The organism is Pseudomonas sp. BIC9C (genome assembly GCF_034541995.1).
Lineage (GTDB): Bacteria > Pseudomonadota > Gammaproteobacteria > Pseudomonadales > Pseudomonadaceae > Aquipseudomonas > Aquipseudomonas fluorescens_CC.
In genome coordinates this window covers 1,295,312-1,319,159 of sequence record NZ_JAWDGM010000001.1, presented here as the reverse complement: position 1 = coordinate 1,319,159, position 23,848 = coordinate 1,295,312, and the positions used below count along the sequence as shown (strand labels likewise).

Sequence of the window (23,848 nt, the reverse complement as noted above, 5' to 3'; positions counted from 1 at the left end):
TTTTGGCGCGGTGCGAAGGGCAATTGGCGGGCGACCGACGGTGCTTATGCGTTTTTTTCCTGTTTTAGCGCAATAAAGCTGACCAAATGGGTAGCTAGAGGCGGATATTTCCACGCCTGTGTGCTAGCTTTGCCCGGTCTTGCGCGAAGTCACTGCGTTAAGCGTGCAGTCAGCATTTGTCAGGTCGAACCAAACCCTGATTTCGGTATCTATAACCCCGATCCCGAGGTTATTTGGCCGAGGGTGCCAGATCCAGAAGATCGGGCTCGATGGCTGACATTGCACTCTGCAATCCATATGAATTTGATAGGGAAGGAACACTAAATGGCTCTTACTAAAGACCAACTGATCGCCGACATCGCTGAAGCTATCGACGCGCCGAAAACCACCGCGCGTAACGCTCTGGACCAACTGGGCCAAATCGTTGCCGATCAGCTGGAAAACGGCGGCGAAATCACTCTGCCAGGTATCGGCAAACTGAAAGTGACTGAGCGCCCTGCCCGTACTGGCCGTAACCCTTCGACTGGCGCTGCCATCGAAATCGCTGCCAAGAAAGTGATCAAGCTGGTTGTGGCCAAAGGCCTGACCGACGCTGTCAACAAGTAAGACTTGTTGAAAAAAAACCGTGCACCGGAGCGATCCGGGCACGGTTTTTTTGTGGGCGCGATAAAGTGCTCTCTACGCTGAAGCGTTGCTCCATCGTGCCTGGCGCCAGGCCTGTTGCTGCGCTTTGGTCTGGAAGGTCCAGGCGACGAAGCGGCTCTGCTTCTGTCCCTGCCCCATTTCCACCACCTGACTTTCCAGTGCGCCGGCCTTGCTCAGGGCTGCCTGGATCGCCGGCAGGTTCGACGCCTTCGACACCAGCGTGCTGAACCACAGCACTTGTTGCGCCACCTGCACGCTCTCGCTGACCAGTTGCGTGACGAAACGCACTTCGCCGCCCTCACACCACAGTTCCGCCGCTTGGCCGCCAAAGTTCAACACCGGCAGCTTGCGTTTCGGATCGGCTTTGCCCAGGGCGCGCCATTTGCGCGTGCTGCCCCGTGTGGCCTCGTCCAGCGAGGCGTGGAATGGCGGGTTGCACAGGGTCAGGTCGAACCGCTCAGTGCTCTCCAGCAAGCCTGTGAGGATCTGCTTGGGGTTGCTCTGCTGGCGTACCTGAATCGCTTTGTTCAGGCCATTGGATTGAATGATGGCCTTTGCCGCGGCAATGGCGGTCGCATCGATATCGGAACCGAGGAACTGCCAGCGATAGTCGCTGTAACCGATCAGCGGATACACGCAGTTGGCGCCCATGCCGATGTCCAGCACCTTCACGGCGGCGCTACGAGGGATCACGCCGTCATTGCCGCTGGCCAGCAGGTCGGCGAGGAAGTGCACGTAATCGGCACGGCCTGGCACCGGTGGGCACAGGTAGTCGGCCGGAATGTCCCAGTGAGCGATGCCATAGAACGACTTGAGCAGTGCCCGATTGAACACCCGCACGGCTTCCGGGCTGGCGAAGTCGATGCTTTCCTTGCCGTACGGATTGATGATCACGAACTTCTTCAGTTCCGGGGCGCTTTTGATCAGCGCCGGAAAGTCATAGCGACCCTGATGGCGATTGCGCGGGTGCAGGCTGGCCTTTTCCTTCGGGGCGACGGCCGTGGCCGGGGTCTTCGGGGCAGGCTTTTTGCGCGCAGGCTTGGGGGGGCGGGGGGCGGTCATGGGTGTGGTCGATTCGGGCATGGCTGAAAGTGGCGGGCATTGTCCCACATCCTGCCGTTGTGAACCCATTATCAAAAACAACACAGAACCCTGTGGGAGCGAGCTTGCTCGCGATGACGGCAGAACATTCGACATTGATGTCGCCTGACCGCCCGCTATCGCGAGCAAGCTCGCTCCCACAGGGTATTTTGGTGTATTGGGAAAGCGGCAAACACAAAAGAGGGAGGCCAATTGGCCTCCCTCTTTCAGTGCGATCTGCCGTTACAGGCTGGCAATCCGCGCATGCTGCTCGGCCAGCTTGCCCAGGGCCTGTTCGGCCTCGGCCAGTTTGGCGCGTTCCTTGTCGATGACTTCGGCGGGTGCCTTGTCAACGAAACCGGCGTTGGACAGCTTGCCGCCGACGCGTTGCACTTCACCTTGCAGACGCTGGATTTCCTTGTCCAGACGCGCCAGTTCCGCACCTTTGTCGATCAAGCCGGCCATTGGCACCAGCACTTCCATCTCGCCGACCAGCGCGGTGGCGGACAGCGGTGCTTCTTCGCCAGCAGCCAGCACGGTGATCGACTCGAGGCGCGCCAGCTTCTTCAGCAGGGCTTCGTTCTCGGTCAGGCGACGCTGATCCTCGGCGCTGACGTTTTTCAGGAACAACGGCAGCGGTTTGCCCGGGCCGATGTTCATTTCGCCACGGATGTTACGGGTGCCGAGCATCAGGCCCTTGAGCCATTCGATGTCATCTTCGGCCGCCTGATCGATGCGTGTTTCGTTGGCCACTGGCCAAGGTTGCAGCATGATCGTCTTGCCTTCGATGCCGGCCAGCGGTGCGATGCGCTGCCAGATTTCTTCGGTGATGAACGGCATGAACGGGTGTGCCAGGCGCAGGGCCACTTCCAGTACGCGCACCAGGGTGCGACGGGTGCCGCGCTGGCGTTCGACCGGTGCGTTTTCGTCCCACAGAACAGGCTTGGACAGTTCCAGGTACCAGTCGCAATACTGGTTCCAGATGAACTCGTACAAGGCTTGCGCAGCCAGGTCGAAACGGAACTGGTCGAGCTGGCGGGTCACTTCGGCTTCGGTGCGTTGCAGTTGCGAAATGATCCAGCGATCGGCCAGGGACAGCTCATAGGCTTCGCCGTTCTGGCCACAGTCTTCGCCCTTGTCCAGCACGTAGCGCGCCGCGTTCCAGATCTTGTTGCAGAAGTTGCGATAGCCTTCGACGCGGCCCATGTCGAACTTGATGTCGCGACCAGTGGACGCCAGCGAGCAGAAGGTGAAGCGCAGGGCGTCGGTGCCGTAGCTGGCGATGCCTTCGGCGAACTCGTCGCGGGTCTGCTTCTCGATCTTCTTCGCCAGTTTCGGCTGCATCAGGCCGGAGGTACGCTTTTGAACAAGCTCTTCCAGTTCGATGCCGTCGATGATGTCCAGCGGGTCCAGGACGTTGCCCTTGGACTTGGACATCTTCTGGCCCTGACCGTCACGCACCAGGCCATGAACGTACACCGTCTTGAACGGAACCTGCGGCGTGCCATCTTCGTTTTTCACCAAATGCATGGTGAGCATGATCATCCGGGCAACCCAGAAGAAAATGATGTCGAAGCCGGTCACCAGCACGTCGGTGGAGTGGAATTTCTTCAGGAATTCGGTTTTTTCCGGCCAGCCGAGGGTGGAGAACGTCCACAGGCCCGAGCTGAACCAGGTGTCGAGAACGTCATTGTCCTGTTGCAGCGCGACGTCCGGGCCGATGTTGTGCTTGGCCCGCACTTCGGCTTCGTCGCGACCGACGTAGACCTTGCCCGACTCGTCGTACCAGGCCGGAATCCGGTGGCCCCACCACAGCTGACGGCTGATGCACCAGTCCTGGATGTCGCGCATCCACGAGAAGTACATGTTTTCGTACTGTTTTGGCACGAACTGGATACGGCCGTCTTCGACGGCGGCAATCGCAGGCTCGGCCAAAGGCTTGGTGGACACGTACCACTGGTCGGTCAGCCACGGCTCGATGACGGTGCCGGAGCGGTCGCCTTTCGGTACTTTCAGGGCGTGATCGTCAACGCTGACCAGCAGGCCGGCAGCGTCGAACGCGGCGACGATCTGCTTGCGGGCTTCGAAGCGGTCGAGACCGGCGTATTCGGCCGGGATCTTGCCGTCGATGGTTTCGTTCAGCGTGCCGTCGAGGTTGAACACCTGGCAGGCCGGCAGGACCGTTGCGTTTTTGTCGAAGATGTTCAGCAGCGGCAGGTTGTGACGCTTGCCGACTTCGTAGTCGTTGAAATCGTGGGCCGGGGTGATTTTCACGCAGCCGGTGCCGAATTCAGGGTCGCAGTAATCGTCGGCAATGATCGGGATGCGGCGGCCGACCAGCGGCAGCTCGACAAATTTGCCGATCAGGGCTTTGTAGCGTTCATCGTTCGGGTTAACGGCCACGGCGGAGTCGCCGAGCATGGTTTCCGGGCGAGTGGTCGCGACGATCAGGAAATCGTTGCCTTCCGCGGTCTTGGCACCGTCGGCCAGCGGGTATTTCAGGTTCCACAGGAAACCTTTCTCGTCGTGGTTTTCCACTTCGAGGTCGGAAATCGCCGTGTGCAGTTTGGTGTCCCAGTTGACCAGGCGCTTACCGCGGTAGATCAGGCCGTCTTCGTGCAAACGGACGAAGGCTTCTTTAACGGCTTCCGAGAGGCCATCGTCCATGGTGAAGCGCTCGCGGCTCCAGTCGACAGACGAACCGAGGCGACGGATCTGACGGCTGATGTTGCCACCGGACTCATCCTTCCACTCCCAGACTTTCTCGAGGAATTTCTCGCGGCCCAGGTCGTGACGGCTCTGGCCCTTGGCTTCGAGCTGACGCTCTACCAGCATCTGCGTGGCGATACCGGCGTGGTCGGTGCCTGGCTGCCACAGGGTGTTGCGACCCTGCATGCGGCGGAAACGGATCAGGGCGTCCATGATCGCGTTGTTGAAGCCGTGCCCCATGTGCAGGCTGCCGGTAACGTTCGGCGGCGGGATCATGATGGTGTAGGACTCGCCCGCGCCTTGCGGGGCGAAGTAATTCTCTGACTCCCAGGTGTTGTACCAGGAAGTTTCAATGGCGTGCGGCTGGTAGGTCTTATCCATGCGCGGCGGGACCCTATTGGCATTTATTCAGGAAAAGCCGGGAAGTATAGCGGGGATGAGCCGATGCGCGTAGAGCGAGGTGACAATGGGTGGGGGAAAACCGTGTTTTTTCGGGGAGTGTTTTGTCAGCAAAGACGCCATCGCGGGCAAGCCCGCTCCCACAGGGTTAGTGTCGATCACAAAATAGCTGTACGACACATAACCTGTGGGAGCGGCGGTGCGGCGATCCGACTTGCCCGCGAAAGCAATCGGTCAGGCAACCTGATTCAAATCGTTATGACGCGTTTCCTTCAGGCACAGCACAGCAATCAGGCTCAGCACTGCCGCCCCGGACACATAACCGCCGACGTAACTCAATCCGCCCATCGCCACCAGCTTCTGCGCGAAGAACGGCGCCGCCGAAGCGCCAACGATACCGCCCAGGTTGTAGGCTGCCGAGGCGCCGGTGTAGCGCACATGGGTGGGGAACAGTTCCGGCAGCAGCGCACCCATCGGCGCAAACGTCACGCCCATCAGAAACAGTTCGATGCACAGGAACAACGCCACACTCCAGGTCGAGCCTTGGGTCAGCAGCGGCTCCATGAGAAAGCCGGACAGGATCGCCAGTACGCCACCGACGATCAGCACCGGTTTGCGCCCGTAACGGTCGCTGGCCCAGGCCGACAGCGGGGTGGCGGCCGCCATGAACAGCACCGCGAAGCACAGCAGGCCGAGGAAGGTTTCGCGGCTGTAGCCGAGCGTTGCCACGCCGTAACTCAGGGAAAACACGGTGGAGATATAGAACAGCGCGTAGCACACAACCATCGCGCCGGCGCCCAGCATTACCGGCAACCAGTATTGGCTGAACAACTCGAACAGCGGGATCTTCACCCGTTCCTCGCGAGCCACGGCATTGGCGAACACCGGTGTCTCGTGAAGCTTGAGGCGAACGTACAGGCCGACCATCACCAGTGCGGCGCTGAGCAGGAACGGAATACGCCAGCCCCAGGAGCGGAACTGTTCATCGTCCAGTACCAGGGCCAATGTCAGGAACAGACCGTTGGCCGCCAGAAAGCCAATGGATGGACCCAGTTGCGGAAACATGCCGAACCACGCGCGTTTGCCTTTCGGCGCGTTCTCGGTGGCCAGCAATGCCGCGCCACCCCATTCACCGCCCAGCCCCAGGCCTTGGCCGAAGCGCAGGGCGCAAAGCAGGATCGGGGCCCAGGCGCCTATGCTGTCGTAACCCGGCAGCACGCCGATCAGCGTGGTGCACACGCCCATCAGCAGCAGCGAGGCGACCAGGGTCGATTTGCGACCGATACGGTCGCCAAAGTGGCCGAAAAGCGCCGAACCCAAGGGGCGTGCAAGGAAGGCGATACCGAACGTGAGAAACGCCGAAAGCATCTGGGCGGTGCCGGATGTCTGCGGAAAGAACACCGGGCCGATCACCAGCGCAGCGGCAGTGGCATAGACATAGAAATCGTAGAACTCGATGGCGGCGCCGATGAAGCTTGCGGTGGCCACGCGGGTGGCGGAGTTCGTCGGTTGCGCAGGTGTGGAGTCGCTGTAGGTCGTGCTGGTCGTCATGCGGTTATCCCTGACAGTCATGGGCTCCAGTGGAGCGAATTATTATGGTCGAGAACCCAGGGATGTGGGGGGAGGCACGGTCGCTGTTCAAGGTAGGAACAGTCGTCGGTTGGTTGCGGGCTTTGCGGATGGACAGGCCGGTAGTTGCGAAGTGCGGGGTAAGCACGGGGCCGGCGAGGCTTGGGTAAGCGGTTCGATCATAGGAAGGTGGCTAACGATCGAACAAGTGGCCCGAGTCACTACGGACCTTTGTGGCGAGGGAGCTTGCTCCCGCTCGGGCGCGCAGCGGTCGCAATAGGGTCTGGGGGCTGCTTCGCAGTCCAGCGGGAGCAAGCTCCCTCGCCACAGGGATTTGTGTCAGGTTTTAGATAACGACAGGCATCGAGCTGGTCTGCCAGATCAGCACCCGCGTGACACGGTTGTCCTCGGTCTCGAGAATTTCCAGGCGATACCGGCCGATCTTCAGGCACACCGCGCTTTCGGGGATGGTTTCCAGCGCCTCGGTGACCAGGCCGTTCAGGGTTTTCGGGCCATCGCTGGGCAGGTGCCAGCCGAGGCTCTTGTTCAGCTCGCGAATGGACGCGGCTCCGTCGATCACCAGGCGTCCGTCGGCTTGCGGATGAATGTGCGGATTGTCCAGGCTGTGCTGGCTTTCGAACTCGCCGACGATTTCTTCGAGGATGTCTTCCAGGGTGACGATGCCCAGCACTTCGCCGTATTCGTCGACCACCATGCCCAGGCGCCGCTGCTGCTTGTGGAAGTTGAGCAGTTGCAGCTGCAACGGGGTACTTTCCGGCACGAAGTACGGCTCGTGGCTGGCCGCCAGCAACGCTTCCCTGGTCAGGCTCGCATCGGGCAGCAAGTGAAGGATGTGTCGGGTGTTGAGGACGGCTTCGACCTGATTGATATCACTGTGGAAAACTGGCAGGCGCGTGCGCTTGTTGTGGCGCAATTGTTCGATGATTTCTTCAATGGGGTCATCGAGGTTGATGCCATCCACGTCACTGCGCGGCACCAGGATGTCATTGACGGTAATGTTGTCCAGTGCATGGATGCCTGGCAGCGGGTGAGGGCGGCTTACGGTTTCGGAGGGCGCATGCCGCTCCGTCAGCGCTTCGTCCTCACTCTGCTGCACCACTTTGGCTTTACGGGCGAATGGTCGCGTCAGCAACTGACTGATGCTGTTGAGCAGCCATGCCGCGGGATAGATGATTTTCAGCGGCAATCGCAGCAGGTTGTTGCCCTGGGCCAGGATCGCATCCGGATAGCGTGCGGCGAGGGCGCGTGGCAAGTAGTCGGAAAACACCAGCAAAATGGCACCCGCCCCGAGGCAGGCGACCCACGGGCCGTTCTCGGCCCAGGTGAAAATGGCCAGCAAGGTGCTGATGACCACCACGAGTGCACGGCACAGGGTGTTGCAAAAAATCAGGCTGGCCAGCGGGAAGCTGAGTTTCGCCACCGGCTTGTCGCTGGAACGCGTTGCGGTGCGCTGGGCCAGCAAATGCTGGTGCGCCGCTTCGATGGCGGTAAACAGCCCCGACCATAAAATCAGCAGGGTCACTACCGCGAGCATCGGCCCTATGGGCAAGTCGTCCATTAATGCCGCCCGTCAGATATGCAGGATGTATTCACGAACCAGTTTGCTGCCGAAATACGCCAGCATCAGCAGGCAGAAACCGGCCAGGGTCCAGCGAATGGCTTTGTGCCCGCGCCAGCCGAGGCGATTGCGCCCCCACAGCAGCACGCTGAAAACGATCCAGGCCAGGCAGGCCAGCAGGGTTTTGTGCACCAGATGCTGGGCGAACAGGTTTTCGACGAACAGCCAGCCGGAAATCAGCGACAGCGACAATAGTGTCCAGCCGGCCCACAGGAAGCCGAACAGCAGGCTTTCCATGGTTTGCAGCGGCGGGAAGTTCTTGATCAGCCCGGATGGGTGCTTGTGCTTGAGCTGGTGGTCTTGAACCAGCAGCAGCAAGGCCTGGAACACCGCGATGGTGAACATGCCGTAGGCAAGAATCGAGAGCAGGATGTGGGCGAGGATGCCCGGCTCCTCATCGATGATCTGCACCGTGCCGGCTGGCGCGAAATGCGCCAGCAACACGGTCAAGGCCCCTAGCGGGAACAGCAGTATCAGCAGGTTCTCTACCGGTATCCGCGAGCAGGCCAGCAGGGTCAATGCGATGACCGCCACGGCAATCAGGCTGGCAGCAGTGAAGAAGTCCAGGCCCAGGCCGGTCGGGGTCAGCAGGTGGGTGAGCAGGCTGGCGCTGTGGGTCAATACGGCGAGCACGCCAAGCATGACCAGCAGGCGTTTGTTGGCCTTGGTGCCGGAAGCCAGGCGAGTGCCCTGATATATGGTCGCAGCGGCGTACAAGCAGGCGGCGGCGAGGGTAGTAAGCAAGCTGGGTGACAAGGGGAGCATAAATCCTGTTAGGCAAGCCCGAAAGTCGCTGAGTTTGGCATAGAACCCCCACCACACGAAAGACCGCGCAAGCCGACGGCGAGGTGTCCGCCAGCCACAGTCTTCGCTATAATCCGCGACCTGCCCACGCCGCAGGCTCGCCGAGCACACGTTTAGTCCGGTCCGGGCCGCCATTATCCCGGTCTACACAGGGCCTGAAAGGATCGCGCAATGTTTGAAAACTTAACCGACCGTCTCTCGCAGACGCTGCGCCATGTCACCGGCAAGGCCAAGCTGACTGAAGACAACATCAAAGATACCCTGCGCGAAGTGCGCATGGCGTTGCTCGAAGCCGACGTCGCCCTGCCGGTGGTCAAGGACTTCGTCAATTCGGTGAAGGAACGTGCCGTCGGTACCGAGGTGTCGCGCAGCCTGACGCCGGGCCAGGCCTTCGTGAAGATCGTCCAGGCCGAGCTCGAAAGCCTGATGGGCGCCGCCAACGAAGACCTGAACCTGAGCGCCGTTCCACCCGCCGTCATCCTGATGGCCGGTTTGCAGGGCGCGGGTAAGACCACCACCGCCGGCAAGCTCGCGCGCTTCCTTAAAGAGCGCAAGAAGAAATCGGTCATGGTTGTGTCCGCCGACGTTTACCGTCCGGCGGCGATCAAGCAACTGGAAACCCTGGCCAATGACATCGGCGTGACCTTCTTCCCGTCCGACCTGAGCCAGAAGCCGGTCGACATCGCCCAGGCGGCTATTAAAGAAGCAAGGCTCAAATTCATCGACGTGGTCATCGTCGATACCGCCGGCCGCCTGCACATCGATGAAGAGATGATGGGCGAGATCAAGGCACTGCATGCCGCGATCAACCCGATCGAAACCCTGTTCGTGGTCGACGCCATGACCGGCCAGGATGCCGCCAACACGGTCAAGGCCTTCGGCGATGCATTGCCGCTGACCGGTGTGATCCTGACCAAGGTCGACGGCGACGCCCGGGGCGGTGCCGCTCTGTCGGTGCGTGCCATCACCGGCAAGCCGATCAAGTTCATCGGTATGGGCGAGAAGAGCGAAGCGCTCGATCCGTTCCATCCTGAGCGTATCGCCTCGCGCATCCTCGGCATGGGTGACGTGCTCAGCCTGATCGAACAGGCGGAAGCGACGCTCGACAAGGACAAAGCCGACAAGCTTGCTAAAAAGTTGAAGAAGGGCAAGGGCTTCGACCTCGAAGACTTCCGCGATCAGCTGCAACAAATGAAGAACATGGGCGGCCTCGGCGGGCTCATGGACAAGCTGCCGAACATGGGCGGCGTGAATCTGGCGCAGATGGGCAACGCCCAGGGCGCGGCAGAAAAGCAATTCAAGCAGATGGAAGCCATCATCAACTCGATGACCCCGGCCGAGCGCCGCGACCCCGAGATGATCAGCGGTTCGCGCAAGCGCCGGATCGCCATGGGTTCCGGCACCCAGGTGCAGGACATCGGCCGCTTGATCAAGCAGCACAAGCAGATGCAGAAAATGATGAAGAAATTCTCTGCAAAAGGCGGAATGGCCAAGATGATGCGCGGCATGGGCGGAATGTTGCCCGGCGGCGGCATGCCAAAGATATAGGTGTCCGGTCACGCCAATTCTGCTCACTTTTGACGGCGTCTGATGCTCTCATGCTGCGTTGCCGATCCTCGCCATAGCGGGCTATGACTCGTCGCGGCGCTTTGCTTGAGTGCATCAGCCACTCGCCAAAAGTGAGCGAAATTGGCGAGACAGGACACGAAAAAACTCGCCGGTCGTCGTACCGGCGCAGTCCCGCAAGGAAGCGGGATCTCCAGCAAACCCGCGCTTGGCGGGAGCTGACCGGCCGTTTTCAACGACGGCTCTATAGCCAATCTGGATGGCACGGTGACAGGTGCCGGAAAAAGGCATTTGCAAAAGTCCGGATATTCCTTAGAATATGCGGCCTTTCGGGCACCCATGCCCGCTGTGCATTTAGATTTGCAGCACCGACTACAGGAACGATGTTCACATGCTAACAATCCGTCTTGCCCTTGGCGGCTCCAAAAAGCGCCCGTTTTACCACTTGACCGTAACCGACAGCCGCAACCCGCGCGACGGTTCGCACAAGGAACAGGTTGGCTACTTCAACCCTGTTGCCCGTGGTCAGGAAGTTCGTCTGTCCGTGAACCAAGAGCGCGTAGCCTACTGGCTGAGCGTTGGTGCACAACCTTCTGAGCGCGTTGCTCAGTTGTTGAAGGAATCTGCTAAGGCTGCGGCCTGAGCAATATGAACGCGACGCCAGCCATTGCTGATGATTTGATCGTTATCGGCAAGATTTATTCTGTTCACGGCGTTCGCGGCGAAGTGAAGGTGTACTCCTTTACTGATCCGATTAAAAACCTGCTGGACTACAAAACCTGGACGCTCAAGCGTGAGGGCAATGTAAAGCAGGTAGAGCTGGTCAGCGGACGCGGGAACGACAAGTTCCTGGTCGCAAAGCTCAAGGGTCTCGATGATCGCGAAGAAGCTCGTCTTCTGGCCGGTTATGAGATCTGCGTGCCGCGCAACCTGTTCCCTGAACTGACCGACGGCGAGTACTACTGGTACCAGCTGGAAGGTCTCAAGGTCATCGACACGCTCGGACAACTGTTCGGGAAAATCGATCACCTGCTGGAGACCGGCTCGAACGATGTCATGGTGGTCAAGCCTTGCGCTGGCAGCCTGGATGATCGCGAACGCCTGTTGCCCTATACGGAGCAATGCGTGTTGGCCGTCGACCTGGCCGCAGGCGAGATGAAGGTGGATTGGGACGCGGATTTCTAAGCGTGGCTAACTTGCGCGTAGAAGTGATCAGTCTGTTTCCCGAGATGTTCTCCGCCATCAGCGAGTACGGCATCACCAGTCGTGCGGTGAAACAGGGGCTCTTGCAGCTCACCTGTTGGAATCCGCGAGACTACACGACGGATCGACATCACACTGTGGACGATCGCCCGTTTGGCGGTGGTCCGGGCATGGTGATGAAGATCAAGCCCCTGGAAGATGCTCTGGTTCAGGCCAAGGCAGCAGCCGGGGAGGCGGCGAAGGTAATTTACCTGTCCCCCCAAGGCCGTCAACTGACTCAGTCGGCGGTACGCGAGTTGGCGAATCTGGATGCATTGATCCTGATTGCCGGCCGCTATGAAGGCATTGACGAGCGTTTTATTGATGCTCATGTCGATGAAGAGTGGTCGATTGGCGACTATGTATTGTCTGGCGGCGAGCTGCCGGCGATGGTCCTGATCGATGCGGTTACACGACTGCTGCCTGGAGCTTTAGGGCATGCGGACTCCGCCGAGGAAGATTCCTTTACGGATGGTTTGCTGGATTGCCCGCACTACACCCGACCGGAGGTGTATGCGGATCAGCGTGTTCCCGACGTATTGCTAAGTGGCAATCACGCGCACATCCGGCGTTGGCGTTTACAGCAGTCCCTTGGTCGGACCTTTGAACGACGCGCCGATCTTCTGGAAAGCCGCTCGCTTTCTGGAGAAGAGAAGAAGCTGCTCGAGGAATATATCCGCGAGCGGGACGATAGTTAACAACGTATCGATGGTAGATCCGACGATTTACCTTAGGAGCACAGCATGACTAACAAAATCATCCTTGCACTCGAAGCAGAGCAGATGACCAAAGAGATCCCTCCCTTTGCCCCGGGCGACACCATTGTCGTTCAGGTGAAAGTGAAGGAAGGCGACCGTTCGCGTCTGCAAGCGTTCGAAGGTGTTGTTATCGCCAAGCGTAACCGCGGCGTAAACAGTGCATTCACCGTTCGTAAAATCTCCAACGGTGTTGGCGTAGAGCGTACTTTCCAGACCTACTCCCCGCAAATCGACAGCATGGCTGTCAAGCGTCGCGGTGACGTACGTAAAGCCAAGCTGTACTACCTGCGCGACCTGTCGGGTAAAGCAGCTCGCATCAAGGAAAAACTGGTTTAAGTCCAGTTTCCGATGCAGAAAAAAGCAGCCTACGGGCTGCTTTTTTGTTGTCTGCGGTTTTATAGAAAAGATCGCAGCCTTCGGCAGCTCCTACAGGCAAACGTCAAACCCCTGTAGGAGCTGCCGAAGGCTGCGATCTTTTACAGGTGTGCTAAATCTCGGGCTGAACCAGCGCCAGCAGCGTCCAACCGGCAGCAGGTTTCAGTGTGCTTTCCGGCGTTACCACATGCACCCAACCGCTCTCATCGCGCACGAACAGCAAGGTCGCACGCTCGCCATGCAACGCGCGGTAGTCGTCCCAACTGAAGCCATCCGTCAAAGTCGTGCTGTATAGCTCGGTGCCCTGGCTCAATTGGCTGGCGAGCTTGGCGTAGGTCAGCGCTTCGCTGCCCAGCTGATTGCCGCGATGCTCCAGGCTGGTGCGGTGCTTGTCGGTGCGGCGGCTTTCCTGGCCGCTGGCCAGGCCGAACATGCGCTGATGGCCTAGTTCATGACGAAAACGCATGAGCGCCAGGGTGTTCATCTCTCCGGAGGGTGACAGCGCGAGCAAATGCCCCAGGCCGACCAGGTCCAGGTGCGCATCGGCATGCTGCGACGCCGGGTTGCCAAAATAGGTTGGCAAACCTTCCATCCGGGCGGCACGAATGTTCTCCCAGCTCGAGTCCGTCAACAGCACCCGGCTGCCCAGTTGTTGCAGTGCCTTGCCCAGCGTGCGCGCAGGTCCATTGGCGCCGATGATCAGGAAACCGCTCGGCGCCGGTTCCGCCACCTTCAGCAGGCGTGCCAGCGGTCGTGCTGTCGCGCTTTGCAACACGACTGTGCCGATGATCACCGCAAACGTGAGCGGTACCAGCAGCAATGCCCCCTGATGACCAGCCTCATGCAGGCGGATGGCGAAAATTGCCGACACCGCTGCTGCCACGATTCCCCTCGGGGCAATCCATGCCAGCAGGGCCCGCTCGCGCCAACTCAGGCTGGAGCCCGCGGTGCACAGCAGCACATTCAAAGGTCGGGCGATGAACTGAATGACCAGCAGCAAAATCAGCCCCAGGGGCCCAAGGCCGATCATGGCGTTCAGGTCCAGCCGTGCCGCCAGCAGAATGAACAGGCCGGAGATCAGCAGCACGCTGAGGTTCTCCTTGAAATGCAGGATGTGTCGCACGTCCACGTCTTTCATGTTGGCCAGCCACATGCCCATGAGTGTCACTGCCAGCAATCCGGATTCATGGGTGACCTCGTTGGAGGCAATGAAAATACCCAGGACTGCCGCGAGCGCCGCCAGGTTGTGCAGGTATTCCGGCAGCCACTGGCGACGAATCAGGGTGCCGAGCAACCAGCCACCCAAAACACCGAACAGGCTGCCGCACAAGATCACGCCGGCGAAGGTCAGCAGGCTTTCCTTGAAGCCGTTACCTTCGGCGCTGGCGATGATGAAGCTATAGACGACCACCGCCAGCAGGGCGCCGATGGGGTCGATGACAATGCCTTCCCAGCGCAGGATGTTGGCAATCGAGGCTTTCGGCCGCACGACGCGCAGCATCGGTACGATCACGGTCGGCCCGGTCACCAGGGTCAGGCTGCCGAACAGGATGGCCAGCATCCAGTCGAAATCCAGCAGCCAATGAGTTGCGACGGCGATGACCGCCCAAGTGGAGAGGGCGCCAATCGTGACCAGGCGGTGGACGACGCTGCCGATTTCGCGCCACTCGGACAAATGCAGGGTCAGGCTGCCTTCGAACAGGATCAGCGCCACCGCCAGGGACACCAGCGGCATCAGCAGTGGCCCGAACATTTCCTGCGGGTCGAGCAAGTGCAGTCCGGGGCCGGCCAGGATGCCGGTCAACAACAGGAAAAGGATCGCTGGCAGTTTCATGCGCCAGGCCAGCCATTGGCAAAGCAATGCCGCCGCGCCTATCCCGCCGAATGCCAATAAAATCTGCTGCTCGCTCATTGCTGCTCCCTGTTCCTTGAATTGGCGGCCTGTGAAAGACTAGCGGCCGATTCCATGTCTGTTTCTAATTTTGTGCGCAGTCTCAAGGCTGCGTGATTTGAGTGCCCATGCCTGCCATCGATCACCCGCTGATAGACCAATTCCTCGACGCCTTGTGGCTGGAGAAAGGCCTTTCCGATAACACCCGCGATGCCTATCGCAGTGACCTCACGCTGTTCAATGGCTGGCTACAGGACAAAGGGCTGGAGCTGGTCAATGCCGGGCGCGAGTTGATTCTCGACCACCTGGCCTGGCGCCTGGAGCAAAACTACAAACCTCGTTCCACCGCGCGATTTCTCTCCGGGGTGCGCGGCTTCTATCGCTATCTGTTGCGGGAAAAGATGATCGCTGTCGATCCAACGTTAAGGGTTGATATGCCGCAACTTGGCAGACCGCTGCCCAAATCCTTGTCGGAGGCCGATGTAGAAGCGCTGTTGAAGGCGCCTGATTTGAGCGAAGCCATCGGACAGCGCGACCGCGCCATGCTTGAAGTGCTTTACGCCTGCGGTCTGCGGGTGACGGAGCTGATCAGCCTCACGCTGGAACAGGTCAATCTGCGTCAAGGCGTGCTGCGAGTGATGGGCAAGGGCAGCAAGGAGCGACTGGTCCCGATGGGGGAGGAGGCGATTGTCTGGGTCGAGCGCTACATGCGCGATGGGCGGGGCGAGCTGCTCGGCGGGCGTCCCAGTGATGTGTTGTTCCCCAGTCAGCGTGGCGAGCAGATGACCCGCCAGACCTTCTGGCACCGGATCAAGCACCAGGCCAAGGTGGCCGGGATCGGCAAGTCGCTGTCGCCGCACACGCTGCGCCACGCCTTCGCCACGCACCTGCTCAACCACGGTGCAGACCTGAGGGTGGTGCAGATGCTGCTGGGGCACAGCGATTTGTCGACGACGCAGATCTACACCCACGTTGCCCGTGCGCGTTTGCAGGACCTGCATGCCAAACACCACCCCAGAGGCTGACCGTAACCCCCTGTAGGAGCGAGCTTGCTCGCGATGATCTTAAAGGCGCCGCGTTAAACCAGTCAGCATGCATTATCGTTAACGATCATCGTCGGAACGCCGCCCGGAGCAAGCTCGCTCCTACGGAAAAGCATTCACCAATGCCTTGTATCACTGGCATTCGGCCCCAAGAACCTTATGTGATAGGCTTGACCGGTTTGCACGATGGGCGGTTATGACCCGGTGTCTTGGCACGGGCGTTCTGATCGTCCCATATGTTCGCCTTCAGGAGTTCTCATGCGTCTGACCCAGATTTTCGCCGCCGCAGCCATTGCGTTGGTCAGCACCTTTGCCGTCGCCGATGACGCGGCCGACAAAGCCATTCGTAAAAGCCTGGAAAACCTCCAGCTCGAAGTGCCGGTGGAAAGCATCACCGCCAGCCCGTTGCCAGGCCTGTACGAAGTCAAGCTCAAAGGCAGCCGTGTGCTGTACGCCAGTGCCGACGGCCAGTACGTGGTTCAGGGCTACCTGTTCGATCTCAAGGACGGCAAGCCAGTCAACCTGACAGAGAAGACTGAACGCCTGGGCATTGCCAAGCTGATCAACGACATTCCAGTGGCTGAAACCGTGGTCTACCCGGCCATTGGCGAAACCAAGTCGCACATCACCGTATTCACCGACACCACCTGCCCGTACTGCCACAAGCTGCACGCCGAAGTGCCTGAGCTGAACAAGCGCGGCATCGAAGTGCGTTACGTCGCGTTCCCGCGTCAGGGCCTGGGCTCGCCGGGAGACGAACAGCTGCAGGCGGTGTGGTGCTCGAAAGACAAGAAAGCGGCCATGGACAAAATGGTCGACGGCAAGGAAATCAAGGCCGCCAAGTGCGATAACCCGGTTTCCAAACAGTTCGCCCTCGGTCAGTCTATTGGCGTGAACGGTACGCCGGCCATCGTTTTGGCCGACGGTCAGGTCATTCCGGGCTACCAGCCTGCGCCACAAGTCGCCAAACTGGCGCTGGGCGCGAAGTAAATTCGCATCGTCACGCTCAGTCGTTGACGAGCGTGGTCCGGCGGCAGCATTGTCGGGCCATCAATAGAGAGCCGCGAATCTGCGGTTGTTTTCACGGCCGGCCTTGTGTCGGCCGTTTTATGGGGAGTTCACAGTGAAACCGGTCAAAGTAGGCATCTGTGGGTTAGGGACCGTCGGTGGCGGAACCTTCAACGTACTTCAGCGCAACGCCGAGGAAATCGCTCGTCGTGCCGGGCGTGGAATCGAAGTGGCACAAATTGCCATGCGCACGCCAAAGCCTCAGTTCCAAACGACCGGTATTGCGATTACCAACGATGTCTTCGAAGTGGCCACGAACCCTGAGATCGACATCGTCATAGAGCTGATGGGCGGCTATACCGTTGCCCGCGAGCTGGTACTCAAGGCCATCGAGAATGGCAAGCATGTGGTCACCGCGAACAAGGCGCTTATCGCCGTTCACGGTAATGAAATTTTCGCCAAGGCCCGCGAGAAGGGTGTGATCGTTGCGTTCGAAGCGGCGGTGGCCGGCGGTATTCCGGTGATCAAGGCGATCCGCGAAGGCCTGTCTGCCAACCGCATCAACTGGGTGGCCGGCATCATCAACGGCACCGGCAACTTCATCCTGACGGAAATGCGCGAGAAGGGTCGCACCTTCGAAGACGTATTGGCCGAAGCCCAGGCATTGGGTTACGCCGAAGCCGATCCGACCTTCGACGTTGAAGGCATCGACGCCGCTCACAAGCTGACGATCCTGGCCTCCATCGCGTTCGGTATCCCGCTGCAGTTCGACAAGGCCTACACCGAAGGCATCACCAAACTGACCACCGCCGACGTGAACTACGCCGAAGCGCTGGGCTACCGCATCAAGCACCTGGGCGTGGCGCGCAGCACCGCGGCCGGTATCGAACTGCGCGTGCACCCGACGCTGATCCCGGCCGATCGCCTGATCGCCAACGTCAACGGCGTGATGAACGCCGTGATGGTCAACGGCGATGCTGCCGGTTCGACCCTGTTCTACGGTGCCGGTGCCGGTATGGAGCCGACCGCTTCGTCGGTGATCGCCGACCTGGTGGATGTGGTCCGCGCCATGACGTCCGACCCGGAAAACCGTGTGCCGCACCTGGCATTCCAGCCGGATTCGCTGTCGGCTCACCCGATCCTGCCGATCGAAGCCTGCGAAAGCGCCTACTACCTGCGTATCCAGGCCAAGGACCATCCAGGCGTATTGGCTCAGGTCGCGAGCATCCTTTCGGAGCGCGGCATCAACATCGAGTCGATCATGCAGAAGGAAGCCGAGGAACACGACGGCCTGGTGCCGATGATCCTGCTGACTCACCGCGTGCTGGAACAGCACATCAACGATGCCATCGCTGCTCTGGAAGCCCTGGCGGGTGTGGTCGGTCCGGTTGTACGGATCCGTGTCGAGCACCTGAACTAAGCCGATATCGTTGACCGGGCTCGCTTGCGGACCCGGCACTACGAACACTGTCCATTGGAGTCAGTCATGCGTTACATCAGTACCCGCGGCCAGGCACCGGCCCTGAATTTCGAAGACGTCCTGCTGGCAGGTCTTGCCACCGACGGCGGTCTGTACGTCCCGGAAAACCTGCCACGTTTTACCCAGGAAGAAATCGCTTCCTGGGCCGGCCTGCCGTATCACGAGCTGGCCTTCCGCGTCATGCGCCCGTTCGTCACCGGCAGCATTCCGGACGCCGATTTCAAAAAGATTCTTGAAGAAACCTACGGTGTGTTCGCCCACAACGCCGTCGCGCCGCTGCGTCAGCTGAACGGCAACGAATGGGTGCTGGAGTTGTTCCACGGTCCGACCCTGGCGTTCAAGGACTTCGCCCTGCAACTGCTCGGTCGTTTGCTCGACTACGTGCTGGAAAAGCGCGGCGAGCGCGTGGTGATCGTCGGTGCCACCTCCGGTGATACCGGCTCGGCCGCCATCGAAGGCTGCAAGCACTGCGAAAACGTCGACATCTTCATCCTGCACCCGCACAACCGCGTGTCCGAAGTGCAGCGTCGGCAGATGACCACCATCTTCGGTGAGAACATTCACAACATCGCCATCGAAGGCAACTTCGATGACTGCCAGGAAATGGTCAAGGCGAGCTTCGCCGACCAGGGCTTCCTCAAGGGCACTCGCCTGGTTGCGGTGAACTCGATCAACTGGGCGCGGATCATGGCCCAGATCGTTTACTACTTCCACGCAGCCCTGCAACTGGGCGGCCCGGCGCGTTCGGTGTCGTTCTCGGTGCCGACCGGCAACTTCGGCGACATCTTCGCCGGTTACCTGGCGCGCAACATGGGCCTGCCGATCAACCAGTTGATCGTCGCCACCAACCGCAACGACATCCTGCACCGCTTCATGAGCGGCAACCAGTACGTCAAGGAAACCCTGCACGCCACGCTGTCGCCGTCCATGGACATCATGGTGTCGTCGAACTTCGAACGCCTGCTGTTCGACCTGCATGGTCGCAATGGCGCGGCACTCGCCGGGCTGATGGACTCGTTCAAGCAGGGCGGCGGTTTCAGTGTCGAGCAAGAGCGCTGGACCGAAGCCCGCAAGTTGTTCGACTCGCTGGCCGTGGATGACGCGCAAACCTGCGAAACCATCGCCGAAGTCTATGAGCAGACCGGCGAAGTGCTAGATCCGCACACGGCCATCGGCGTGAAAGCCGCGCGGGAATGCCGCCGAAGCCTGGACATTCCAATGGTGATCCTGGGCACCGCCCACCCGGTCAAATTCCCGGATGCCGTGGAAAAGGCCGGTGTAGGAAAAGCTCTCGAACTGCCTGTACATCTTTCTGATTTGTTTGAACGAGACGAACGTTGCACCGTATTGCCAAATGACCTGAAGGCCGTGCAGGCCTTTGTCAGCCAGCATGGCAACCGCGGCAAACCGCTGTAACCGGTCAAAGCTGTTACATTTTGAAGCCCGTCTCCTGACGGGCTTTTTCATTTCTGCATGCACACTTGTCGTGTTATCGCCGCGAAAGGACAGGCGAGTGGATCACCAAGGATGTGGGAATGCTGTTTACAAGTGTGTTCAAGCCGGTTGTGCGCTGGCTGTTTTTGCTCGTCATCCTGGGTGTTGCCCAATGGGGAGGGGCGAGCCCTGCATTGATTCAAGAGCGTGGAAAGTCTGTTACACGCTCAATGGTCGTTCTGGATGAACAGGAGTTGCAGTGGATAGCCAGCCATCCACGGGTCGTAGTCACGGCACTGGAATACCCGTTGTACCAGTTCAAGGATGAAACGGGTCAATGGACGGGCCTGAACAGTGACCTGCTCAAACGCATCAGTGACATGACGGGGTTGCAGTTCGTTTACGAAGAGTCTTTTTCTGTCGATCAGATGCTGGCACGCCTGGAAAGCGGCGCGGCGGATTTGAGCACCCTACTGTCAATGAATGACGAACGCAGGACGTTTCTCGATTTCAGCCATGCGTTCGGTGGTGCAGGATGGGTCTTTGTCGGGGTGGCCGGAGCACCGCCGGTGCAGTCGCTGGAGGATCTGGCGAAGCGGGTACTGGTGCTGCCGACCCGGCATGCACTGGAAGCGATGATCCGTCGCGATTATCCGTCCATCGAGTTGCGTTCGGTTAAAACCTCCGCCGAAGCCCGTGCCTGGGTTGAGAGCGGCGAAGCCTATGCCACCATCGAAAGCGAAATCAGCGCCCGGCTTTTTCCATCGGGCCGGCTGCAGGTCGGAGCTGCGGTGCCGGACATATGGGACGCGGATTATCTGGCGGTGCGCAAAGGTCAGCCGCAGTTGCTGAGCATCCTCAACAAGGCGCTCGAGACATTTCCTGCGCAGGAGCTGCGCGATCTTCGCCGCAAGTGGTTCCGTGGTGTTACCACGCCACAGGCGCCTGGCGTCAGGCAGCAGCTTGACCAGTGGGTCTTCTGGGGCATGTTTGTGGTCGGCCTGTTCGGCCTGTTGTCCCTGCTCTGGAATCGGCGGTTGGCGGTGGTGGTCAGGCAACGGGTCGAGGCCCAAAGGCGTCTGAGTGATCAGCTCGCATTCCAGCATGCGCTGATGGATGCCATGCCTGATCCGATGTTTGTCCGTGATCTGCAAGGGCGTTTGATCATGTGCAACAAAAGCTATGAGGACGCCTTGTCGACGCGTTTTGACCGGATGCAGGGGCGGCAGTTGATCGAGGTCGATGTCATGCCCAGACAAACCGCGGAACTGCTGCATGCCGAGTTTCTGGCGCAGTTGAGTACGCGAAGAACGCGCTTCTTCGAGCGTCAATTGGTGTTCAAGGACGGTGTCAGGGATATCTACCAGTGGACAGTGCCGTTTTACACGGCCGATGGCGAGCTGCGAGGATTGTTGGGGGGCTGGGCCGACATCGGCCGGCGCACCCGACAGACGTGATGCTGGCGTTTTTTCTCTGTCATGTTTGCCGTGCATGCTCTCTTGACTGAGCAGCAGGTTCGCTTGCGGTCGGTATCCAGAACTTTCTTCTCGGGCCAGTGGTCATCTGTTGCAGGCATGCCCCAGGCACATTGTTTTCGGACTATTGAGTGGTGATCGGGATGGAAAGTATCAGTCTGTTGCTCGGAGAGGCGCTGAGCCCGTATCAGGTCACATTGACCCCGTCAGGCATTCGTGGCGAATGCCGGGTGACCCTGACGAATGCTATCGGCGCGACCGTGGTCGAGCGCGAGTTCAGTCAGGCCCAGTTGAATGACAAACGCTTGCTGACGGATGTGGTCGACGGTTTGCATCGCGACGTGCTGATCGCTGAAGGACGCCTAGAGCCTTGTGTCATCGCGGCATTGCGAAATGCGGCGCAGGACAAGCTGCTGGCCAGCCGCAATTGAATGGGATTTTGTGGGAACCTTCCCGCGTCCAGGTCAGTCAGACCCAGTAACAGCAGGATCAGGCATTGTGCTCCGGTGCTTGTAGCTTGCTGCGACTGGTCTACAAACAGGCCACGTTTAACCCCGGGTCGTCTCCCCACTTCCCGGGGTTTCTTTTTGTCCGGGATTTGTCATGGCTGCACCAGATTGTCAAAAAACGTCTTGGTGTCTTTCAGGTAATCGCTGCGGCTTTGCGGATCCAGCCAGGCGGCGTAGGCCTCATCAAGGCGTTCGCGGGGCAGGGTGCGCAGTACCTGATTGATCTCGACAATGGCCTGCCGGCCCTTGGGCGTGTCGGTGCAACCGATGTAACCGGACAGGTATTTGCCTGTGCCCCGGATCGGATAGAACTGCAATTCATCCTCGGTGATGCCTTGCAGTGAGGCCTGGTAGCGAATTTCCGGACGATAGCCCAACAGCAGGCGCAAGCGTCCCAGGCGCTGCATTTGCAGCAGGCTGCCCAAGGCGTCGTTGCCGTAATGAGGGGCCAGCGCGTCGGCTGGCGCTTGCTTGAGCAGCCCGTCGAGGTATTCGCCGTAATTGCGTTCGGCAATAATCCCCAGTTTTTCGCTGCCGCTGGCGAGCAGCGCGGCCAGGTCCACTTCGCCATCCTTAATAAAGGGTGCCAGCACGTTCTGGTCAACGCGGCGCACGGCCAGTCCATTGCTCATGGCCCGGAAGACTGGAATGGAAAAGGCGATCCACTTTTCCCGTTCCTTACTCCAGTTCAGTGCCGCGTCGCAGACGAGGATCGGTTCGTGAAGCATTTGCAGTCCACGCGCACGATTGACCCTCATCACACTGTGCTGGTATTGCGGCATGCCGGCAATCAACAAGGGAAGCAATTGATCGATAACGCCCTGGCCTTTTTTCGGCCCGTCGAAAATCGTCAGCGGCGGCAGGTCGCGCTTGAGCCAGATCAGGCTTTCCTTGGGTTGCGCCAGGGCTGACGGGATCGGATCAAGGAGCAAAAGTAAAATCGCCAGCATGCACAGCAGCCACCCGCCGCACGACGGGTAGCGTCGAGGCGGGCGCCGCAGCTCAAATGGCTCCGTCTTTGCGCAACTGTGCGATCTGCGACGCGTCATAGCCAAGTTCCTGGAGTACCTGTGCGTTGTGCTCACCCAGTTGTGGCCCGACCCATTCACATTCACCGGGTGTCTCTGAGAGTTTCGGCACAATGCCCGGCATCTTGAAGTCTTTGCCGTCCGGCAACTTGGCTTGCAGGAACATTTCCCGCGCCAGGTACTGAGGATCGTTGAACATGTCTTCGGCGCTGAAGATCCGGCTGGCTGGCACGTCGGCCTGATTGAGCAGTGCCAGCACGGTGTCCAGCGGCAACGAGTTGACCCAGCGATCGATGACGCCATAAATCTCGTCGCGTCGGGCATCGCGGCCATCGTTGCTGGCAAGCAGGGGGTCGTTGGCCAGGTCTTCCCGACCAATGATCAGCATGAAGCGTTTGAAAATCGCGTCGCCATTGGCACCGATCTGCACGTGCTTGCCATCGGCACTGGTGTGAATCGAGGACGGGGTGATGCCCGGCATGATATTGCCCGTGCGTTCGCGAATGAAGCCGAACACATCGAACTCCGGGACCATGCTTTCCATCATCGCGAAGATGGCTTCATACAGCGCCACGTCCACCACTTGGCCCTGGCCGCCGTTGACCTCGCGATGACGCAGGGCCATCAACGCGCCGATCACGCCCCAGAGGGCGGCAATCGAGTCGCCGATGGAAATGCCGGTGCGCACGGGTGGCCGGTCTTCGAAGCCGGTGATATAGCGCAGGCCCCCCATGGATTCACCAACCGCACCGAAGCCGGGCTGATCTTTCATCGGGCCGGTCTGGCCGAATCCCGACAGCCGCACCATGACCAGTTTCGGGTTCAAGGCGTGCAGGACATCCCAGCCCAGGCCGAGTTTTTCCAGGACGCCGGGGCGAAAGTTCTCGATCAGAATGTCTGCTTCACCCAGCAGCTGCTTCAGGATCGCCTGGCCGTCGGGATGCTTGAGATTGAGGGTCAGGGACTTTTTGTTGCGGGCCTGGACAAACCACCACAACGAAGTGCCTTCATACAACTTGCGCCATTTGCGCAATGGATCACCGCCGTCCGGGGATTCGATCTTGATCACATCGGCACCGAATTCAGCGCAAATGCGCGAAGCAAACGGGCCGGCAATCAAGGTGCCCAATTCGATGACTTTCAGACCGGATAGCGGTTTGGCGGTGAGCGGCATGCGGGATCCTGTAGGGCAAG

The 23,848-nt window shown here is 59.8% G+C and carries 20 protein-coding genes; 12 read left to right on the top strand and 8 right to left on the bottom strand.

From position 1 onward, the window contains the following. The first annotated feature begins 324 nt into the window (after positions 1 to 324). Positions 325 to 606, top strand: coding sequence for an HU family DNA-binding protein (locus tag RS887_RS06170; protein ID WP_007905514.1), 282 nt, complete (start codon positions 325 to 327; stop codon positions 604 to 606). 72 nt (positions 607 to 678) lie between these two features. Here the strand turns inward: RS887_RS06170 and rlmF are convergent, their stop codons facing one another. From rlmF to RS887_RS06145, 5 genes are all read right to left on the bottom strand, one after another. After that, positions 679 to 1,707, bottom strand: a complete 1,029-nt coding sequence (gene rlmF / locus RS887_RS06165) for a 23S rRNA (adenine(1618)-N(6))-methyltransferase RlmF (RefSeq protein WP_322614754.1) — start codon at positions 1,705 to 1,707, stop codon at positions 679 to 681. A gap of 261 nt (positions 1,708 to 1,968) precedes the next feature. Continuing rightward, the gene (locus RS887_RS06160; RefSeq protein ID WP_322614753.1) at positions 1,969 to 4,815 is read right to left on the bottom strand and encodes a valine--tRNA ligase; all 2,847 of its coding nucleotides are present in this window, start codon (positions 4,813 to 4,815) and stop codon (positions 1,969 to 1,971) included. A 252-nt stretch (positions 4,816 to 5,067) separates the two neighbouring features. Next, positions 5,068 to 6,384, bottom strand: a complete 1,317-nt coding sequence (locus tag RS887_RS06155; RefSeq protein ID WP_322614752.1) for an MFS transporter — start codon at positions 6,382 to 6,384, stop codon at positions 5,068 to 5,070. A 364-nt stretch (positions 6,385 to 6,748) separates the two neighbouring features. Beyond that, entirely contained in the window at positions 6,749 to 7,981 is a 1,233-nt protein-coding gene (locus RS887_RS06150; RefSeq protein ID WP_322614751.1) for a transporter associated domain-containing protein, read from the bottom strand. Positions 7,982 to 7,993: 12 nt separating this feature from the next. Then, on the bottom strand, positions 7,994 to 8,806 hold the full coding sequence (locus tag RS887_RS06145) for a cytochrome C assembly family protein (protein WP_322614750.1): 813 nt from the start codon (positions 8,804 to 8,806) through the stop codon (positions 7,994 to 7,996). Between the two features lie 210 nt (positions 8,807 to 9,016). Between RS887_RS06145 and ffh the strand changes: the two genes are divergently transcribed. The 5 genes from ffh (at position 9,017) to rplS (ending at position 12,747) form a co-directional block, all read left to right on the top strand. Next, complete coding sequence (gene ffh / locus RS887_RS06140; RefSeq protein ID WP_322614749.1) at positions 9,017 to 10,393, top strand: signal recognition particle protein; 1,377 nt, start codon at positions 9,017 to 9,019, stop codon at positions 10,391 to 10,393. A gap of 409 nt (positions 10,394 to 10,802) precedes the next feature. Further along, positions 10,803 to 11,054, top strand: coding sequence for a 30S ribosomal protein S16 (gene rpsP, locus RS887_RS06135; RefSeq protein ID WP_007972721.1), 252 nt, complete (start codon positions 10,803 to 10,805; stop codon positions 11,052 to 11,054). 5 nt (positions 11,055 to 11,059) lie between these two features. Then, entirely contained in the window at positions 11,060 to 11,596 is a 537-nt protein-coding gene (gene rimM, locus RS887_RS06130; protein ID WP_007990026.1) for a ribosome maturation factor RimM, read from the top strand. A gap of 2 nt (positions 11,597 to 11,598) precedes the next feature. Further along, positions 11,599 to 12,351: a tRNA (guanosine(37)-N1)-methyltransferase TrmD gene (trmD, locus tag RS887_RS06125; RefSeq protein ID WP_007897583.1), complete on the top strand. Its 753-nt coding sequence runs from the start codon at positions 11,599 to 11,601 to the stop codon at positions 12,349 to 12,351. 45 nt (positions 12,352 to 12,396) lie between these two features. Then, positions 12,397 to 12,747: a 50S ribosomal protein L19 gene (gene rplS, locus RS887_RS06120; RefSeq protein WP_008018567.1), complete on the top strand. Its 351-nt coding sequence runs from the start codon at positions 12,397 to 12,399 to the stop codon at positions 12,745 to 12,747. A gap of 151 nt (positions 12,748 to 12,898) precedes the next feature. Here rplS and RS887_RS06115 read toward each other — a convergent pair whose 3' ends face one another. Further along, on the bottom strand, positions 12,899 to 14,698 hold the full coding sequence (locus RS887_RS06115; protein WP_322614748.1) for a sodium:proton antiporter: 1,800 nt from the start codon (positions 14,696 to 14,698) through the stop codon (positions 12,899 to 12,901). A gap of 107 nt (positions 14,699 to 14,805) precedes the next feature. On the opposite strand from RS887_RS06115, the gene xerD reads away from it, so the two are divergent. The 6 genes from xerD to RS887_RS06085 all read left to right on the top strand — a co-directional run bounded on the left by xerD (position 14,806) and on the right by RS887_RS06085 (position 21,548). After that, positions 14,806 to 15,702, top strand: a complete 897-nt coding sequence (gene xerD / locus RS887_RS06110) for a site-specific tyrosine recombinase XerD (RefSeq protein ID WP_008018565.1) — start codon at positions 14,806 to 14,808, stop codon at positions 15,700 to 15,702. A gap of 276 nt (positions 15,703 to 15,978) precedes the next feature. Next, entirely contained in the window at positions 15,979 to 16,710 is a 732-nt protein-coding gene (dsbC, locus tag RS887_RS06105) for a bifunctional protein-disulfide isomerase/oxidoreductase DsbC (protein WP_057396742.1), read from the top strand. A 133-nt stretch (positions 16,711 to 16,843) separates the two neighbouring features. Next, the gene (locus RS887_RS06100) at positions 16,844 to 18,148 is read left to right on the top strand and encodes a homoserine dehydrogenase (RefSeq protein ID WP_007998527.1); all 1,305 of its coding nucleotides are present in this window, start codon (positions 16,844 to 16,846) and stop codon (positions 18,146 to 18,148) included. A gap of 66 nt (positions 18,149 to 18,214) precedes the next feature. After that, positions 18,215 to 19,624 (top strand): threonine synthase, encoded by a 1,410-nt coding sequence (gene thrC, locus RS887_RS06095; protein ID WP_322614747.1) that lies wholly within the window; start codon positions 18,215 to 18,217, stop codon positions 19,622 to 19,624. Positions 19,625 to 19,743: 119 nt separating this feature from the next. Continuing rightward, entirely contained in the window at positions 19,744 to 21,099 is a 1,356-nt protein-coding gene (locus tag RS887_RS06090; protein WP_322614746.1) for a transporter substrate-binding domain-containing protein, read from the top strand. Positions 21,100 to 21,260: 161 nt separating this feature from the next. Beyond that, positions 21,261 to 21,548, top strand: a complete 288-nt coding sequence (locus tag RS887_RS06085; protein WP_322614745.1) for a DUF3509 domain-containing protein — start codon at positions 21,261 to 21,263, stop codon at positions 21,546 to 21,548. A 170-nt stretch (positions 21,549 to 21,718) separates the two neighbouring features. Here the strand turns inward: RS887_RS06085 and RS887_RS06080 are convergent, their stop codons facing one another. After that, entirely contained in the window at positions 21,719 to 22,675 is a 957-nt protein-coding gene (locus RS887_RS06080) for a TIGR02285 family protein (RefSeq protein ID WP_322614744.1), read from the bottom strand. Continuing rightward, complete coding sequence (locus tag RS887_RS06075) at positions 22,629 to 23,828, bottom strand: CaiB/BaiF CoA-transferase family protein (RefSeq protein WP_322614743.1); 1,200 nt, start codon at positions 23,826 to 23,828, stop codon at positions 22,629 to 22,631. The genes RS887_RS06080 and RS887_RS06075 overlap by 47 nt, the downstream gene beginning before the upstream one ends. Between the last annotated feature and the right edge of the window lie 20 nt (positions 23,829 to 23,848).

What these genes read in the sequence shown, in the direction of transcription:
- RS887_RS06155 (WP_322614752.1), bottom strand. Translation starts at nt 6,384, where the DNA reads ATGACGACCAGCACGACCTACAGCGACTCCACACCTGCGCAACCGACG.
- rimM (WP_007990026.1), top strand. Translation starts at nt 11,060, where the DNA reads ATGAACGCGACGCCAGCCATTGCTGATGATTTGATCGTTATCGGCAAG.
- RS887_RS06090 (WP_322614746.1), top strand. Translation starts at nt 19,744, where the DNA reads ATGCTGTTTACAAGTGTGTTCAAGCCGGTTGTGCGCTGGCTGTTTTTG.
- dsbC (WP_057396742.1), top strand. Translation starts at nt 15,979, where the DNA reads ATGCGTCTGACCCAGATTTTCGCCGCCGCAGCCATTGCGTTGGTCAGC.
- RS887_RS06115 (WP_322614748.1), bottom strand. Translation starts at nt 14,698, where the DNA reads ATGAGCGAGCAGCAGATTTTATTGGCATTCGGCGGGATAGGCGCGGCG.
- RS887_RS06075 (WP_322614743.1), bottom strand. Translation starts at nt 23,828, where the DNA reads ATGCCGCTCACCGCCAAACCGCTATCCGGTCTGAAAGTCATCGAATTG.
- RS887_RS06170 (WP_007905514.1), top strand. Translation starts at nt 325, where the DNA reads ATGGCTCTTACTAAAGACCAACTGATCGCCGACATCGCTGAAGCTATC.
- thrC (WP_322614747.1), top strand. Translation starts at nt 18,215, where the DNA reads ATGCGTTACATCAGTACCCGCGGCCAGGCACCGGCCCTGAATTTCGAA.
- rplS (WP_008018567.1), top strand. Translation starts at nt 12,397, where the DNA reads ATGACTAACAAAATCATCCTTGCACTCGAAGCAGAGCAGATGACCAAA.
- RS887_RS06160 (WP_322614753.1), bottom strand. Translation starts at nt 4,815, where the DNA reads ATGGATAAGACCTACCAGCCGCACGCCATTGAAACTTCCTGGTACAAC.
- xerD (WP_008018565.1), top strand. Translation starts at nt 14,806, where the DNA reads ATGCCTGCCATCGATCACCCGCTGATAGACCAATTCCTCGACGCCTTG.
- RS887_RS06080 (WP_322614744.1), bottom strand. Translation starts at nt 22,675, where the DNA reads ATGACGCGTCGCAGATCGCACAGTTGCGCAAAGACGGAGCCATTTGAG.
- ffh (WP_322614749.1), top strand. Translation starts at nt 9,017, where the DNA reads ATGTTTGAAAACTTAACCGACCGTCTCTCGCAGACGCTGCGCCATGTC.
- RS887_RS06145 (WP_322614750.1), bottom strand. Translation starts at nt 8,806, where the DNA reads ATGCTCCCCTTGTCACCCAGCTTGCTTACTACCCTCGCCGCCGCCTGC.
- rpsP (WP_007972721.1), top strand. Translation starts at nt 10,803, where the DNA reads ATGCTAACAATCCGTCTTGCCCTTGGCGGCTCCAAAAAGCGCCCGTTT.
- RS887_RS06150 (WP_322614751.1), bottom strand. Translation starts at nt 7,981, where the DNA reads ATGGACGACTTGCCCATAGGGCCGATGCTCGCGGTAGTGACCCTGCTG.
- RS887_RS06085 (WP_322614745.1), top strand. Translation starts at nt 21,261, where the DNA reads ATGGAAAGTATCAGTCTGTTGCTCGGAGAGGCGCTGAGCCCGTATCAG.
- rlmF (WP_322614754.1), bottom strand. Translation starts at nt 1,707, where the DNA reads ATGACCGCCCCCCGCCCCCCCAAGCCTGCGCGCAAAAAGCCTGCCCCG.